The sequence below is a fragment of the Lysinibacillus sp. BF-4 genome (assembly GCF_000743635.1).
In the GTDB taxonomy this organism is placed as follows: domain Bacteria; phylum Bacillota; class Bacilli; order Bacillales_A; family Planococcaceae; genus Metalysinibacillus; species Metalysinibacillus saudimassiliensis.
Window position 1 is genome coordinate 1 of the sequence record NZ_JPUW01000011.1, and the last position, 15,210, is coordinate 15,210.

Consider the following 15,210-nt stretch of genomic DNA (forward strand, 5'->3'; position numbering starts at 1 on the left):
TAAATTGATTCGCCACGCTCCATTTTACCACCAGGGGCTACATACCAGCCTCGTCGTGGTTTTTGTAATAATAATACCTTGCCGTCTTTCACGGCTATTAAATTTGCGATGCGCTGCATAGCTCACCACCTCCTAGCTTCAATCTATTTTAATTATAACAATTTTTTTGTTATACGACCAAAACAAGCGCGCATACAAAAAGAGATCACTGCCGCCTAGCGCGACAGTGACCTAAAATTGTTGCTACGTGTAACCAGGGGATAAATCGTTACACCCTTAGTATAACCGTTTTTCATTACAGAGCAGCTACAATATCATCAATACTTTATTACATAACTTACTTTTTTTATAGTTGTAAGCGATAAAAAAGCAATATTATACTAAGCTGTATTTTTCTTTAAGTTCTTCTACGTAACCTTGTGCTGCTTGTGCTGCAATACTACCGTCACCTGTTGCTGTAACAATTTGGCGTAGCATTTTTTCACGTACGTCACCTGCCGCATAAATACCTGGCACTGCTGTTTCCATACGCTCGTTTGTTTCGATATAGCCGTTTTCGTTTAAAATATTTAAACCAGCAAACGGTTTAGTTAATGGTAGCATACCAACATAAACAAAAATACCATCTGTTTTAAGGTCTGTTTCTGTGCCATCTTGTGTATCTACTACCGTTAAGCTTTCAACTTTTTGATCGGCATTGCCATTAACTTGCTTCACTGTTTTATTCCAAATGAAGCTCATTTTTTCATTAGCAAATGCACGGTCTTGAAGAATTTTTTGTGCGCGTAATTTATCGCGACGGTGTACTACTGTTACTTTGCTAGCAAAGCGTGTTAAGTACATACCTTCTTCAACTGCTGAGTCACCGCCACCTACAACGATTAACTCTTTGCCTTTAAAGAATGCTCCGTCACATACCGCACAGTAACTTACACCGCGACCTGTAAGCTCTTGCTCACCAGGTACGCCCATTTTTTTGTACTCTGCACCTGTAGAGATAATGATTGTGCGTGTTTTATATTCTTTAGCGCCTGATTTAATTACTTTATATTCTTCGCCGTCAATGATTTCTGTTACGTCGCCGTAAGCATACTCTGCACCGAATTTTTTAGCGTGCTCAAACATTTTAGTTGAAAGGTCTGGACCTAAAATATGTTCATAGCCTGGGTAGTTTTCTACTTCCTCAGTGCTTGCCATTTGTCCGCCTGGCATACCGCGTTCTAACATTAATGTTGATAGGTTAGCACGTGACGTATATACTGCTGCTGTCATACCTGCTGGACCTGCTCCGATAATTACTACATCATAAATTTTCTCTTCTGTTGACATTCTTTATTGCCCCTTTCGATTGTCGTGCCTCTATTTTACCCCAAGCACAAGGGTAAGTCATTTACTTGATACTTTCACTTTACGGCATAGCGTTCGTTATTTCAAATTATATGCCTATGGGGGTATTATTAAGCATAAAAAAAGAGCGCTCACACGCTCATTCAAATACTGGTAGGTAATCTAATAAATCATCAATGTATTTGGTTAAGGTGCTCGTGCTCATACTGTATTTTTCGGCTAAGCCTTTTTTAGTAACAGGCTCATCATGTGCCGACAAAAATAAATATTCATTAGCTGCTGCAAGTGCTTTAGGGTTTTTAAATTGATAACCTTGATTAATAGCATTTTCATACAATACAAACCACAGTTGGTAAAGCGGTAATGTCGTTACACTTACTGGCACATACTCATATAATAGCTCAGCTACTTCACTCGCACGCATAAATACCTTTTCTAATGGTTCTTCCATTAAAAATTCATGCCCTAAAATATAAGCAAGGTACATTTTTTCTAGCCCTGTGTAAGAGCTTAAGTCAATTAAATCAGACTGACTTAAAATTTCGATTTTATATTGCGACTTACTAATTAAAAATAAAGCGAAAAGGTGGTCACTGCTATATTCACTAGCTAGCTTGTCTTCGATAAAAGCAAGCTCCTTTGTTTCGGCAACGTCATCACTATAATGTTGCTGCCATGGCGCATAGCCTTCCTTTTCAGGATCCATAGCAACTAAGCTCGCCCAAGCGCGCTCTCCTTGCTCCTTAGCTCCCGAAAAATAAGCGGCATGTGCAAGCCAAAAATAAAAGCCTGGGTCACCTTCGTAGCCTCGCTTTTGCATACTGTTTAGCCATTTGTAAGCACCTTTATACTCACCAATTAAGCTAATGTTGCGCCGAGTTTATAGCGGTTTTCCCATGCATAAGGCTGAATTTTATTTAATAGCGTCACATAACTCTCAAGCGCTGCTGTGTCTTTTTCGTAGTAAGCAATGACAGCTAAATTACAAAGCGCATGCAAATTACCCTTGTCACCGCGTAAAACGGTCGCGAGTGTTTCTTTGGCATCATTAGCTTCACCAATGTAAAAATACGCGAGCGCTAAGTTATTATAAGCTGACCAAAATTCAGGATATGTGATAAGTACATCCTCTAAAATCCCAATAGCCTTTTCAAACTCACCTTGCTCCATTAAAATGCGCGCTTTTTCTTGCGCTTGAATTTCTTCTAATGAGTGCTCCTCTGTCCCTGGCATAGCTTCTGCTTCGTAATCGAAAAATGTAATAATTTCTTCGGCTTCCTCAGCATAAGGACCTTTGGGAGCGATTGCTAAATATTGTGTCGCATAGCTTTTAGCTTCTTGTACAAGACCTAAGCAACCTGCGCTTTCAGACATAAAGAAAATAGCCTCCGCATTTGTAGGCTCTAGCACATGTGCCTTTGCTACAAAGTCGTAAGCTTCGTGATAGTTTTCAACTTCTAAAGCTAATATCCCAAGCTGTAAAAAGCTTTTGGCATCTTCTGGTTCTAGCTCTACAGCTCGTAAAAAATATTTACGCGCTTTTTCTATTTGTCCAAAATGCATGGCATCCATGGCTTTTGTATAATAAAAATCACCCGTCGGAAGAAATGAAATAACGTTTTGTGGTTGTTGTTTATTATTTTTCAATCATTTTTCCTCCAAAACAAGAAATAAGGAACGCATGACACGTTCCTTTACAAAGTAAACTTTATTATACCATAGGTTGTTTATTTTTCCTCGTGACGTTTCTCTAATACTTGTAAAACATCATAGAAGCTAACTTTTTGTTCTTGCAGTAAAACTAGTAGGTGATACAGTAAATCTGCCGATTCCCATTTTACTTCTTCCGTATCACGGTTTTTTGCGCCAATGACTACTTCAGTTGCTTCTTCACCAACTTTTTTACAAATCTTATCAATGCCCTCTGTAAATAAATACGTTGTGTACGCACCCTCTGGCATTGCTTGTTCACGCTCAGCAATTACAGCCATTAGGTGTGGCAAAATGCCAACTGATCCCGCTTTAGTATTTTCTTGTAGCAGTTCTGTAAAGCAAGAACGAGCGCCTGTATGACACGCTGGTCCGCTTGGTAATACTTCAATCACTAATGCATCTTGGTCGCAATCTGTACGAATACTTACAACTTGCTGTGTGTTACCACTTGTTGCACCTTTATGCCATAGTTCTTGGCGTGAGCGGCTATAAAACCATGTCTCGCCTGTAGTCATTGTTTTTTCAAGTGATTCTTTATTCATATAAGCTACGGTTAATACTTCTTTAGAGCGCGCATCTTGCACAACTGCTGGTGCTAACCCTTGTTCATCAAATGTAATTTCAATCATCGTACCGCTACTCCTTTATCACGTAGGTAGCTCTTTACTTCAGCTACACTCGTCTCTTTATAGTGGAAAATCGAAGCAGCAAGTGCTGCATCTGCTTGTACATCCCCTGTTAATACTTGATAAAAATCTTCTGCACTACCCGCTCCGCCACTCGCAATAACAGGTACGGTTACTGCCTCGCGTACAGCACGCGTTACAGCTAAATCAAAACCTGATTTTTCGCCGTCACGGTTCATGCTTGTTAATAAAATCTCACCCGCGCCTAAACGCGTAGCTTCTTGCGCCCAGTCTACAACTGACCAAGTCGTTTTATTGCGACCACCATGTGTATACACCATCCATGTTTGGTCTTCCTCACTATATTTAGCATCAATAGCAATGACAATGCACTGTGCCCCAAACTTTTTAGCGCCTTCTGTTAGTAAACTAGGGTTATCAAGTGCAGCCGTATTGACAGACACTTTGTCAGCACCTGCGCGTAAAATGCGCTCGATATCTTCAACTGTGCGAATACCGCCGCCAACCGTAAAGGGAATGGCTAATGCTTTAGCTGTTTCACGCACAACATCAACCATAGTAGCCCGTCCTTCATGCGATGCCGAAATATCTAAAAACACTAACTCATCTGCACCTTGTTCATCATAGTATTTAGCCAGTGCTACAGGGTCACCTGCATCACGTAGGCCTTCAAATTGAATGCCCTTTACTACACGACCATCTTTAACATCTAAACAAGGAATAATACGTTTTGTCACCATTACTTTGCCTCCTCAAGTGCCTGCTCTAATGTAAAACGATTAGCGTATAGCGCCTTACCAATAATGACACCACCAACCGTTGTTGTAGTACTTGCCTCACGCACTGCTGTAATATCCTCAAGTGAGCTAATACCACCTGACACGATAATGTTAGCGCCTGTTGCTTCAGCTAATGCCTTATTGGCTGCAACATTTGGTCCTGCTAATGTGCCATCTGTTGCAATATCAGTAAAGATAAAGTGCTTAGCACCTGCCTCAACAAAATACTTACCTACATCAATCGCCGATTTATCGGAAGTTTCTAACCAACCATGTGTTGCTACCATACCGTCTTTAGCATCTAGACCAATAACAATGCGCTCTGCACCAAAATCTTTAATCATTTGTGCAACAAGCTCTGGCTCACGAATGGCTAAACTACCAATAATGACACGGTCTACACCATTATCTAAATAAAAGCGTACGTCTTCTTCTGTACGAATACCGCCGCCAATTTGCACACGTAAAGGCAGCTCTTTCGCTACACGAATGACATCTGCCGAATGCACACGCTCGCCGTCCTTTGCGCCGTCAAGGTCCACCATATGAATATTACTAGCTCCTGCTTCAGCAAATTTTTTTGCCATCTCAAATGGTGAATCACCATAAACGGTTTCTTGCTCATAATCCCCTTTAAATAAGCGCACACATTTGCCGCCTAGCATATCGATTGCTGGGTAAATTTCAATTGTCATTTCGCCACGTCCTTTAACCATCGTTTAAGTAGTTGTTTGCCTAACTCGCCTGATTTTTCAGGGTGAAATTGCATGCCTGTAAAGTTAGCATATTGCACAACTGCAGGGACTTGTACATCCCCGTACTGAGCGCTAGCTACGATATCCGCTTCATTTGTTTGCGTTGCATAAAACGAATGTACAAAGTAGACAAAGTCTGTCGTACTTTCTACGTACGGTTTATGCCAAGTTAACTCACTCCAGCCAATGTGCGGCACACGTACAGCTTTTGCATCAAATGTTGTAATATGTCCCTTAATAACACCAAGCCCACTTGTTGGTTGCACTTCTTCACTTGCCTCAAATAATAGCTGCATACCTAAACAAATACCAAGCACTGGTTTTGTTTGTTGCGTAATAAATCCATCAAGCTTTGTTGCACGTAACTTATCCATCGCATCAGGAAATGCACCCACACCTGGCAAAATTAACGCATCTGCCTCGGCTAGCGCTTCGCTGTCACCTGCAATAAAGTAATCGCAACCGAGGCGTTTAATTGCCTCGGCTACGCTAAATAAATTACCCATACCATAATCGATAATGCCTATGTTCATCCCAACAGTCCTTTCGTAGAAGGTACTCCTTTAACGCGTGGATCAATTTGGATTGCCATATCAATCGCACGTGCTAACGCTTTAAAGATTGCTTCAATAATATGGTGTGTATTATGACCGTATGGCACAATAACATGCACATTCATACGTGCTTCTAACGCAAACTTCCATAAAAACTCATGTACAAGCTCTGTATCAAAAGTGCCGACTTTCTGCTTTAAGTCAGGCGTGCGGATTTCTAAATGGGGACGATTTGAAAAATCCACTACCACTTGCGCTAACGCATCATCCATTGGTACAAAGGCATTACCATAACGCTTAATACCAACCTTATCTCCCAATGCCTCACGAATAGCTTGCCCTAATACAATACCTAAATCCTCTGTTGTATGGTGGTCATCAATATGTGTGTCACCATTTGCAATAATCGTACCGTCCATTAAGCCATGCTTAATAAATAAATCGAGCATATGGTCCATAAATGGCACGCCTGTTTCGATTTTTGATTGACCTTCACCATCTAAATTTATTTCAACTGCTACTTGTGTTTCGCTTGTAGTGCGTGTGATCTTTGCTGAACGTGTCATTTTTCCCATCCTCTCGATTCTACTGCGCGCGCATGTCCTTCTAAACCTTCAAGACGTGCTAGTCGTGCAATTTTAGGCGCGTTGTTTGCCCAAGTTTTTTCGCTGTAATATACAATGCTTGATTTTTTGACAAAATCATCTACACCTAGCCCACTCGCAAAGCGGGCTGTGCTGTTCGTTGGTAGCACGTGGTTTGTCCCTGCAAAATAATCACCTACAGGCTCTGACGAGTAGCGCCCGATAAAAATACCGCCCGCATGGCTAATTTGCTCAGCCACAACCTCTGCATGCTTTGTCATAATTTCTAAATGCTCTGGCGCTAATGTATTTACTGCCGCTACTGCCTCATCCATAGTTTTTGCTACATAAATTGTACCGAAATTTTCGATTGCTTTACGTGCAATAGCCTCACGCGGCAATGCTTGTAGCTGTTGCTCAACCTGCTCGGCAACTGCTGTAGCTAATGCTTCACTTGTAGTTACTAAGATGGCACAAGCCATTGTGTCATGCTCTGCTTGCGATAATAAATCTGCCGCTACTTCATCTGCATAAGCTGTATCATCAGCAATAATCGCAATCTCGCTTGGCCCTGCAATCATATCAATGGCTACTTCACCAAATACTTCTCGCTTTGCTAATGCTACAAAAATATTACCTGGGCCTGTAATTTTATCTACAGGCGCAATCGTTTCTGTACCATAGGCTAATGCTGCAATAGCTTGTGCACCGCCAACCTTATACATTTCGGTAATACCTAAAATATGTGCGGCTACTAACACACCTGCTGGTACAACACCCTCTTTATTAGCTGGTGAAGTGATTACTATACGCTTTACACCTGCAACCTGTGCAGGAATAACATTCATTAGCACACTTGAAGGATATGCCGCAGTACCACCTGGTACATAAAGCCCTACTGCATCAATTGGTGTGATTTTTTGCGCAAGGTAAGAGCCATCTGCAAGTGGCATCGTATAGCCATCGCGTTGTTGGTAACTATGATACGCTCGAATATTTTCAGCTGCTTCGACAAGATCTTGGTAAAGTTGTTTATCAAAGGCGCTAACTGCTGCTTCTATTTCAGCTGGTGTTACTTGCAAGCTCGCTAACTCGAAGCCATCCCACTGCTTAGTGTAGCGCTTCACTGCAACATCACCCTGTGCTTTAACATCAGCTAGCACTTGGCGAACGGTTGTTAGTTGTTGTTCATTACCTTGCTCAAGTGGGCGCTTTAAGGACACACCCTGTTGTAGTGTTACGATTTTCATTTAACGCCCTCCTCAATTGTGTGTTTCAAGCGCTTTGCTAAATCTAAAATGCGTGCACTCTTCATACGGTAACTTACGGGATTAGCAATTAAGCGGGAAGAAATATCGGCAATATGCTCATACTCCACTAAGCCGTTTTCTTTTAATGTTCGACCTGTAGATACAATGTCAACAATACGGTCAGCTAGGCCAATCATTGGTGCAAGCTCAATCGAACCATTGAGCTCAATAATCTCTACTTGCTCGCCAATACCTTTATAATATTTGGTTGCGATATGTGGATATTTTGTCGCTATACGTGGTGCGATTTCGTCCATTTCTGTATTAGGTAAACCTGCTGAAGCTAAGTAACAAGCACTTATTTTTAAATCTAATAACTCATGCACCTCACGTTGTTGCTCAAGCAGTACATCCTTACCAGCAATACCGATATCAGCTACCCCATGCTCAACATAAGTTGGTACATCCATAGGCTTTGCTAAAATAAATCGGATGTTTTCTTCTGGTATTTCAATCATTAGTTTACGAGACATCTCAACCTCTGCTGGAAGGTTAAAGCCTGCATCAATTAGCATTTGATAGGCTTCTTCAAAAATACGCCCCTTAGGCATCGCAATTGTTAACTCACTCATTTGTCATCGCTCCCTTTGTTGCTTGTACAATACGTGTAAAGTTACCCTCACTTACTTTTGTAGCAACGGCACTTAACGTAACACTTGTACCTTGTGCTCTTAGCTCACGTGCCAACTGTAGCGCTGCGCCAAAGGTATCATCTGTAAAAGTAACTAATACACGCTCTTGTGCCACTACTGGTAACGGTAATACCTCAAGCAAGCGATCTACGCGTAGACCAAAGCCTGTTGCACCTGTTTGCACGTCAAACTCTGTAAGCAGACCATCATAGCGCCCACCATTACCTAATGCAAAACCACTGCCACTCGCAAATACTTCAAATAACATACCTGTGTAATAATTCATATGACTTGAAAGGGTGAAATCAAAATCAATATATGCGCCTAAACCTGCTGCTGTTAATAGCTGGTCTAGCTTTTGCATATATTGTAGTGCTTCGTTTTTACGCACATATTTTTCAATGTCTTCGATTTTTTCGATGTTCGTTGCCTCACCAATAAATTGCATAAGCGCATCTGATTTAGCTTTTGGTAAATCAAAAGCATACACAGCTTCCTCAAAGCCTACATAATTACGCTTAACTAATAAGTTACGTAGCTCATCCGCTTCACTTTGACTCTCTGTATAGTCACGTAGGACGCATTGTAAAATACCTGCATGCCCAATCGTCACCTTAAAGTCATTTACTTGCAATTCTTGTAACAACTCAATTGCTGTCGCCACTACTTCGGCATCCGCATAGACCGTCTCGTCACCAATTAACTCAATGCCCATTTGCTCAAACTCTGCAGGACGCCCACCTTCTACTTCTTGTGCACGAAATACATTAGAGAAATAGCCTAAACGTAGCGGGGTTTGTTCTTTTAATAACTTGGATGATGCCGCACGGACGATTGGTGTCGTCATCTCTGGACGCAATACTAATGTGTTACCTTGATTATCAAATAACTTAAAGAGCGATGCATCTTGAATAGCTGAGGCTTTACCGATCGTATCGTAATACTCTACACTTGGTGTTTTGATAAAATCATAGCCACGAACGCGTAAAAACTCACGTGTTTGTTGGCGCAGTGCCGCTGTTTTATCATAAATTTTTGGTAGCGTATCGCGCATACCGACTGGTTTTTCAAACATTTTAATTGAAGACATACCTGTCACCCTTTCACTTTAGTTCACTAGAGAGCTAGAACGTTAAAGTAATTTTATCGCAAACATTTTTGGAAGTCAACGGAATTTACCGATTATTATCTGTATTATCACATATTTCACACTTGTTAATTGTTACTAATTACCGACGTTTATAAAAAAAGAGCCAGCATCGCGCTAGCTCTTAAAAAATGCATCGTTTTTACGACGCTCATCCATCTGTTCTTTTGTATAAATAATTTGCATAGGGTTACCACCTGCTAAGCAGCCCGCTGGTACATCACGATGCACTAAGGTCATGGCAGACACAATAGCACCGTCACCAATCGTTACACCAGGCAAAATGGTTGAGTTTGCGCCAACCATTACATTTTTGCCGATGATGACATCACCTAGTCGATATTCTTCGATTAAATACTCATGCGCTAAAATTGTCGTATTAAAACCAATCACACTATTATCACCAACTGTAATACGTTCTGGAAACATAGTGTCAGGCATTACCATTAAAGCAAGCGATGTTTGTTTGCCAAGTGTCATACCTAAAAATGTACGGTACAAAAAATTTTTAACACGCAGTGATGGCATAAAACGCCCTACTTGAATTACAACAAAGCATTTCATCACCTTAAAAAAGGAAACGGTACGGTACAGCTGCCATAAAGAGTTAGACCCTTCAACAGCGTAGCGTTGTGTTTTACGTGCCATACTTACTCCCCCTTAACAAGAGGAATAAAATCACGCATATCTTGCACAATATAAGTAGGATTAAAGCTACGTAAGTAGGCTTCTCCCTTTAGTGCCCACGCTACACCTACAGAAGCAACGCCCGCATTATTACCTGCTTCAATATCATGTGAGTTATCACCAATCATCAGCGCTTTGTCTTTTGTTACGCCTAATTGACGTAAGGCTAACTCAACAGGCTCTGGATGAGGCTTAACATGTCTTACATCATCCGAGCCTATCTTAACATCAAATAACGCAGTGATACCCAATCGTTGTAAGCCTAGTTCAATCATATCATTACGTTTTGTTGATACAATCGCAAGCTTAGCTCCCATTGCCTTTAATGCTGTTAAGGTTTCCACAACATGCGGGTACTCAGTAATTAACGCATCGTGATTTGCTTCATTAAATGCACGGTACGCTGCAATAAGTTGTTCAGTTTCACTTGGCGCAAGCGCATCAAATGTTTGCTTGAGCGAAGGCCCAATAAATTGCGCACAGTCTGCTACTTGGTATTGCCCAGGAAATCTTTCGTTTAGCACATGGTGAAACGATTGTAAAATCAATTCATTTGTATTAAGTAATGTCCCATCAAAATCAAATAACAATGCCTCATATCTCATAGCTGTCACTCCTACTTATCTTTATAACGCACCACTGGTTTAATCATCGTACGACGGTAAACAAATAAAATAATACCTACCGCAATCGCAATAATTGATACAACTTGCGCTGAGCGTAATTCGCCCACTAAATACAAGCTATCCGTACGTAGCCCCTCAATAAAGAAGCGACCAATAGAGTACCAAACTAAATAGAAAATAAATAATTCACCACGACGTGGATTTAAACGACGGATGGCTAGTACAATAAGTAAACCAATCACATTCCAAAAAGACTCGTAAAGGAAGGTTGGGTGCACATAGCTACTTAATTGTTCTACATACATTTGTTCAATCAACCAATTTGGCAAGTGTAGGCCCTCTAAAAATGAACGTGTAACCTCTCCACCATAAGCCTCTTGATTAATAAAGTTACCCCAACGACCAATAATTTGACCGACTAAAATACTCGGGGCAGCAATATCAGCTAATTTAAAGAAACTAATATTTTTTTTGCGCGTGAAAATATACGCTGTAATAAAGGCACCAATTAAAGCACCATGGATGGCAATACCGCCCTCCCATATTTGGATAATACGCTCAGGATGCACACTATAATAATCCCAACGCATAATTACGTAATACGCACGCGCTGAAAAAATAGCAATAGGCACTGCCCATAATAATAAATCGGCAATCGTGTCTTCTTCAAAGCCGAGCTTTAACGCCTCTCTTTGTGCCATCAAATAAGCAATAATAATCCCTGACACAATTAATACACCGTACCACTGTACAGGGATTGGCCCTAAATGAAAGGCAGTTGGGTCAATACGTAATAATAAAAATTCCATAACTTGCCCCTTCCTTAATAATCTTCACTTTCGTTGGCATTAATGACATCATCTAAACGGCGAGAAAACTCCTCTGCTGCATTAATGCCTAGACGCTTTAGGCGATAATTCATCGCCGCTACTTCTAATAACACTGAAACGTTTCGACCAGGACGTACAGGAATTGTTAGCTTAGTTAATTCAGTATCAATAATTTTCACTTTTTCTTCCTCTAAACCTAGACGATCATATACCTTTTCGTCATCCCATATTTCTAGCTCAACTACTAGGGTAATACGTTTGTATGGTCTCACAGCACTTGCGCCAAACAATGTCATAATATCAATAATACCGATACCACGTATCTCAAGCAAATGTTCGAGCAGTGGTGGTGCACTACCTACTAAAAAATCCTCTGCTTCTTGTCGAATTTCCACGCTATCATCCGCCACTAAACGATGTCCCTTTTTAACGAGTTCTAGTGCTGTTTCACTTTTACCTACGCCACTCTTACCAACAATAAGCACACCAATACCATACACATCGACTAACACACCATGTACAGCTGTAGTTGGTGCTAATTGGCTCTCTAAATAATTGGTCAACTTACTCGAAAAACGCGTAGTAGTCATCGTTGTTGTTAACACAGGCACTTGCATCTCATTAGAGGCTTCTATTAATGCCTCTGGTACATGCATATCACGCGCTACAATAATCGCTGGCGTATCAGGCGAGCAAAGCCTAAGCATACGCTCTTTCTTTACTGAGTCATCAAGCATGTCAAAAAAAGATACTTCAGTCTTACCTAAAAGCTGTACGCGGTCTGCTGGATAGTGCATAAAATATCCTGCCATCTCCAGCCCAGGTCGTGATAAATCACTAGTCGCAATATACCTACCAAGCCCCTCATTGCCGCTTACTACCTTTAAATTAAAGCGCTCCATTACATCTCTCGTCGCTACTACTGGCATTTAATTCACTCCTTTATGTAAAAAAAGGTTGTTGGCGCATGCACCAACAACCTTACTGTTATTATTTTTGATCTGCTAACCATGTTGCTACTTCTTTAGCGTCGTCGCCTTTAATAAGACCCGCTGGCATACCTGGAAGATCTGGGCTACCATTTTCAATGATGTCTTGGATTTCTGCGGCATCTTTACCTGTGCCGATTAGTGAAGGCGTACTGCCTTGACCTTTAAGGTCGCCACCGTGACAAGAGATACATTTTTGCTTAGCGATTGCTTCGCCTGCTGCTACCTCAGTTGTGTTGCCACCATCATTTGCTGATGTGTCTTTGTCTTTAGCAGCGTCATCGCCACCGCCACATGCAGCTAGGAATAATGCTGAACCGAATACTGCTGTTAATAATGCTTTCTTCATTTGAACCCCTCCAAATAATAGTAGTAAAACGTACATCTCTTAGTATAACAAATCTCTTTTACATTATTAAAGAGAAAGACCCCAGTATACAAAGAAAGCATACGCCTATACATCATATGTTCACAATTTTTGCATTATGCAAACGCGTTTTCTGCCCATTCATTAGCTTCGTTATGAATTTCCTCTAATTTTTTAGGTGTAATATCAAAGTAATGCATACCCTCATCAATCTTAGTCCAATCAATTTTATCCATACCTACCGCTAAATTTAAATAAGGTGACATTGTCGTTGGTTGCCCTGAAATCGTCTCCATAATTTCTTCGGAAAATGGCATCTGTTGCATAATCAAATACATAGGGCGCTGTAATAATGTGTCCATTAAAGAGAACATCCCAATTAAAAAATACTCTGAGAAGTTACTATGCTTATCATGTTTTGCTAAAATCTCACATACTTTGGCACGGTAAAGCGCTGAGTGCATAACCTCTGTAAAGACATCACTGTCATGATTTTTATTATTTTCGCGCATAGCTAATAGATAAATCCAGTTACGTAACTGCGCGATACCCAACATCATTACAGCCTGCTTAATTGAACGCACCTTTGTACGACGGCGTGGTGATGTATTAATTAAATGTAGTAGTTTATAGCTGAGTGAAATGTCTCGCTCAATACTCTCTGCTACGACATCCATATTTGGCTCTTCCTCACGCAATAACGAAATAAGCTGGAAGTATTGAATTGTGTTAACTGGGATGTCTGTAGACATAATCACCTGTGGTTGCTCAAAGAAGTAACCTTGAAACAACTCATAGCCCGAAACTTTAGCAATTTCAAATTCTTCGCGTGTTTCTACCTTTTCGGCAAGCAAGGCAATATGTGGGAAGGAGGTTTTAACACGGTTTTCGATTTCTAAACGCTCTTTTAATGGCGAAAGTAAAAAATCCACCTTAATGTAGTCAATATGCTCAAATAATTCGTCATAAATTTCTACAGACTCATCTAACACAAAGTCATCTAGTGCCACTTTGTAACCTTTTGCCTTTAATTTAATAACGCGCTCAATTAAATCATAGGTAATCGCAACGTCCTCTAATATTTCAATCACAACTTGTGATGGGTTTAAAAAATCTGCTAAATTACTCATTAAAAGATTTTCGGTAAAATTAACAAAGGCTGGGCGTCCCTTAGTGACCTCGTCAATGCCAATCGACAAGAACGAATTGATTAGCACATCTACTGTGGCTGCATCTGAGTCAACTAGAGGAAACGAATTTTTATTTTTACTACGATAGAGTAATTCGTACGCTACAATATTTTCATTTATATCTAAAATAGGCTGTCTGCCAATAAAAACTTCCACTGTTATTCCTCACTTTATAATTAGATTATACTGCTTCATTATACCATTCGTTATTACTAAATACTTATTGTTTTTACTTTTATACGTTATTTTCCACATACTAGCTTTATATACCCAGCTTGCCTTACTCATAGCCTATAAGTCGTCTTGCATAAAAAAAGAGAATGTACCTTAGGGCTGCATCCTCATTTTTTTCCAAACTTTGCTTTAATGATACCAATCACTGCTGGTAGCACCGAAACAAAAATAATAATTAATAATACAACAGAGAAATTATCCTTCACGACAGGGATATTACCAAAGAAATAACCCAAGAATGTACAGATGAACACCCATAGCACTGCACCAATTACGTTAAACATAATAAAGTAACGATAATTCATGCGGCTAGCCCCTGCAACAAACGGAATAAAAGTACGAATGAATGGCATAAAGCGCGCAATAACAATCGTTTTACCACCGTGCTTATTAAAGAAGTTTTGTGCAATCTCTAAACGCTCACGATTAATGACACGTCCAAGGAAACTGTTTTCAGGAATTGCCATGCCAACTTTATGACCAATGTGATAATTTACAGTATCACCAATAATAGCGGCACTTAAAAATACTACCAATAAAATCGGTAAGTTAAAATGACCGAGCGCAGCAAATGTACCACTCGCAAATAATAATGAGTCACCTGGTAAGAATGGAAAAATAACGAGCCCTGTTTCGACAAAGACAATCGTAAATAAAATACCGTATGCCCATGCGCCAAACTTCTCGATGATTTCGCCTAGGTGCACATCAATGTGCATAATAAAATCAAACAAAAAATAGATAATATCCATTGTATAGCTCGCTTTCATAATGTTGTAATTACTGTAACGTTACTGATTCAAAAAGGTTTCGGCTTTT

Annotated in this window: 19 protein-coding genes; all 19 read right to left on the bottom strand. The window is 40.3% G+C overall.

All coding sequences use genetic code 11. From position 1 onward, the window contains the following. Positions 1 to 119, bottom strand: a 119-nt coding sequence (locus tag CH76_RS05535; RefSeq protein ID WP_036144036.1) for an NUDIX domain-containing protein, incomplete at its 3' end; no start/stop codon positions are given. Between the two features lie 256 nt (positions 120 to 375). Then, positions 376 to 1,329, bottom strand: a complete 954-nt coding sequence (gene trxB, locus CH76_RS05540; protein ID WP_036144038.1) for a thioredoxin-disulfide reductase — start codon at positions 1,327 to 1,329, stop codon at positions 376 to 378. A gap of 157 nt (positions 1,330 to 1,486) precedes the next feature. Next, on the bottom strand, positions 1,487 to 2,167 hold the full coding sequence (locus CH76_RS14060) for a hypothetical protein (protein WP_235190359.1): 681 nt from the start codon (positions 2,165 to 2,167) through the stop codon (positions 1,487 to 1,489). A 38-nt stretch (positions 2,168 to 2,205) separates the two neighbouring features. Then, positions 2,206 to 2,994, bottom strand: coding sequence for a lipopolysaccharide assembly protein LapB (locus CH76_RS14065; RefSeq protein ID WP_235190360.1), 789 nt, complete (start codon positions 2,992 to 2,994; stop codon positions 2,206 to 2,208). Positions 2,995 to 3,074: 80 nt separating this feature from the next. Continuing rightward, positions 3,075 to 3,689, bottom strand: coding sequence for a bifunctional phosphoribosyl-AMP cyclohydrolase/phosphoribosyl-ATP diphosphatase HisIE (gene hisIE, locus CH76_RS05550; protein WP_036144040.1), 615 nt, complete (start codon positions 3,687 to 3,689; stop codon positions 3,075 to 3,077). Beyond that, complete coding sequence (hisF, locus tag CH76_RS05555; RefSeq protein WP_036144042.1) at positions 3,686 to 4,447, bottom strand: imidazole glycerol phosphate synthase subunit HisF; 762 nt, start codon at positions 4,445 to 4,447, stop codon at positions 3,686 to 3,688. The genes hisIE and hisF overlap by 4 nt, the downstream gene beginning before the upstream one ends. Continuing rightward, positions 4,447 to 5,181, bottom strand: a complete 735-nt coding sequence (gene hisA, locus CH76_RS05560; RefSeq protein ID WP_036144045.1) for a 1-(5-phosphoribosyl)-5-[(5-phosphoribosylamino)methylideneamino]imidazole-4-carboxamide isomerase — start codon at positions 5,179 to 5,181, stop codon at positions 4,447 to 4,449. Before hisA ends, hisF begins: the two co-directional genes overlap by 1 nt. Continuing rightward, positions 5,178 to 5,774, bottom strand: a complete 597-nt coding sequence (gene hisH, locus CH76_RS05565) for an imidazole glycerol phosphate synthase subunit HisH (protein ID WP_036144047.1) — start codon at positions 5,772 to 5,774, stop codon at positions 5,178 to 5,180. Before hisH ends, hisA begins: the two co-directional genes overlap by 4 nt. Beyond that, entirely contained in the window at positions 5,771 to 6,361 is a 591-nt protein-coding gene (hisB, locus tag CH76_RS05570; RefSeq protein ID WP_036144049.1) for an imidazoleglycerol-phosphate dehydratase HisB, read from the bottom strand. The genes hisH and hisB overlap by 4 nt, the downstream gene beginning before the upstream one ends. Then, positions 6,358 to 7,629 carry a histidinol dehydrogenase gene (gene hisD / locus CH76_RS05575; protein WP_036144052.1) on the bottom strand — a complete coding sequence of 424 codons (1,272 nt, stop codon included), beginning with the start codon at positions 7,627 to 7,629 and terminating at the stop codon, positions 6,358 to 6,360. The genes hisB and hisD overlap by 4 nt, the downstream gene beginning before the upstream one ends. Next, positions 7,626 to 8,261 carry an ATP phosphoribosyltransferase gene (hisG, locus tag CH76_RS05580; RefSeq protein WP_036144055.1) on the bottom strand — a complete coding sequence of 212 codons (636 nt, stop codon included), beginning with the start codon at positions 8,259 to 8,261 and terminating at the stop codon, positions 7,626 to 7,628. Before hisG ends, hisD begins: the two co-directional genes overlap by 4 nt. Continuing rightward, positions 8,254 to 9,411 (bottom strand): ATP phosphoribosyltransferase regulatory subunit, encoded by a 1,158-nt coding sequence (locus CH76_RS05585; RefSeq protein WP_036144057.1) that lies wholly within the window; start codon positions 9,409 to 9,411, stop codon positions 8,254 to 8,256. Before CH76_RS05585 ends, hisG begins: the two co-directional genes overlap by 8 nt. A 174-nt stretch (positions 9,412 to 9,585) precedes the next feature. Continuing rightward, positions 9,586 to 10,116, bottom strand: coding sequence for a DapH/DapD/GlmU-related protein (locus CH76_RS05590; RefSeq protein WP_036144059.1), 531 nt, complete (start codon positions 10,114 to 10,116; stop codon positions 9,586 to 9,588). 2 nt (positions 10,117 to 10,118) lie between these two features. Then, positions 10,119 to 10,760: a pyrophosphatase PpaX gene (gene ppaX, locus CH76_RS05595; RefSeq protein ID WP_036144061.1), complete on the bottom strand. Its 642-nt coding sequence runs from the start codon at positions 10,758 to 10,760 to the stop codon at positions 10,119 to 10,121. Between the two features lie 11 nt (positions 10,761 to 10,771). Beyond that, the gene (gene lgt, locus CH76_RS05600) at positions 10,772 to 11,590 is read right to left on the bottom strand and encodes a prolipoprotein diacylglyceryl transferase (protein WP_036144063.1); all 819 of its coding nucleotides are present in this window, start codon (positions 11,588 to 11,590) and stop codon (positions 10,772 to 10,774) included. Between the two features lie 14 nt (positions 11,591 to 11,604). Continuing rightward, positions 11,605 to 12,540, bottom strand: a complete 936-nt coding sequence (hprK, locus tag CH76_RS05605; protein WP_036144066.1) for an HPr(Ser) kinase/phosphatase — start codon at positions 12,538 to 12,540, stop codon at positions 11,605 to 11,607. A 61-nt stretch (positions 12,541 to 12,601) separates the two neighbouring features. Then, the gene (locus CH76_RS05610; protein ID WP_036144069.1) at positions 12,602 to 12,949 is read right to left on the bottom strand and encodes a cytochrome c; all 348 of its coding nucleotides are present in this window, start codon (positions 12,947 to 12,949) and stop codon (positions 12,602 to 12,604) included. A gap of 134 nt (positions 12,950 to 13,083) precedes the next feature. Then, positions 13,084 to 14,313, bottom strand: a complete 1,230-nt coding sequence (locus tag CH76_RS05615) for an EAL and HDOD domain-containing protein (RefSeq protein WP_036144073.1) — start codon at positions 14,311 to 14,313, stop codon at positions 13,084 to 13,086. A 185-nt stretch (positions 14,314 to 14,498) separates the two neighbouring features. Continuing rightward, entirely contained in the window at positions 14,499 to 15,143 is a 645-nt protein-coding gene (locus CH76_RS05620; RefSeq protein WP_036144075.1) for a DedA family protein, read from the bottom strand. Positions 15,144 to 15,210: the final 67 nt, after the last annotated feature.

Excerpts from the sequence above, each read along its gene's own strand:
- hisA (WP_036144045.1), bottom strand. The coding sequence starts at position 5,181 with ATGACAATTGAAATTTACCCAGCAATCGATATGCTAGGCGGCAAATGT.
- hprK (WP_036144066.1), bottom strand. The coding sequence starts at position 12,540 with ATGCCAGTAGTAGCGACGAGAGATGTAATGGAGCGCTTTAATTTAAAG.
- CH76_RS05610 (WP_036144069.1), bottom strand. The coding sequence starts at position 12,949 with ATGAAGAAAGCATTATTAACAGCAGTATTCGGTTCAGCATTATTCCTA.
- hisD (WP_036144052.1), bottom strand. The coding sequence starts at position 7,629 with ATGAAAATCGTAACACTACAACAGGGTGTGTCCTTAAAGCGCCCACTT.
- CH76_RS05585 (WP_036144057.1), bottom strand. The coding sequence starts at position 9,411 with ATGTCTTCAATTAAAATGTTTGAAAAACCAGTCGGTATGCGCGATACG.
- hisG (WP_036144055.1), bottom strand. The coding sequence starts at position 8,261 with ATGAGTGAGTTAACAATTGCGATGCCTAAGGGGCGTATTTTTGAAGAA.
- lgt (WP_036144063.1), bottom strand. The coding sequence starts at position 11,590 with ATGGAATTTTTATTATTACGTATTGACCCAACTGCCTTTCATTTAGGG.
- hisH (WP_036144047.1), bottom strand. The coding sequence starts at position 5,774 with ATGAACATAGGCATTATCGATTATGGTATGGGTAATTTATTTAGCGTA.
- hisF (WP_036144042.1), bottom strand. The coding sequence starts at position 4,447 with ATGGTGACAAAACGTATTATTCCTTGTTTAGATGTTAAAGATGGTCGT.
- CH76_RS05590 (WP_036144059.1), bottom strand. The coding sequence starts at position 10,116 with ATGGCACGTAAAACACAACGCTACGCTGTTGAAGGGTCTAACTCTTTA.
- hisB (WP_036144049.1), bottom strand. The coding sequence starts at position 6,361 with ATGACACGTTCAGCAAAGATCACACGCACTACAAGCGAAACACAAGTA.
- ppaX (WP_036144061.1), bottom strand. The coding sequence starts at position 10,760 with ATGAGATATGAGGCATTGTTATTTGATTTTGATGGGACATTACTTAAT.
- trxB (WP_036144038.1), bottom strand. The coding sequence starts at position 1,329 with ATGTCAACAGAAGAGAAAATTTATGATGTAGTAATTATCGGAGCAGGT.
- hisIE (WP_036144040.1), bottom strand. The coding sequence starts at position 3,689 with ATGATTGAAATTACATTTGATGAACAAGGGTTAGCACCAGCAGTTGTG.
- CH76_RS14060 (WP_235190359.1), bottom strand. The coding sequence starts at position 2,167 with ATGCAAAAGCGAGGCTACGAAGGTGACCCAGGCTTTTATTTTTGGCTT.
- CH76_RS05620 (WP_036144075.1), bottom strand. The coding sequence starts at position 15,143 with ATGGATATTATCTATTTTTTGTTTGATTTTATTATGCACATTGATGTG.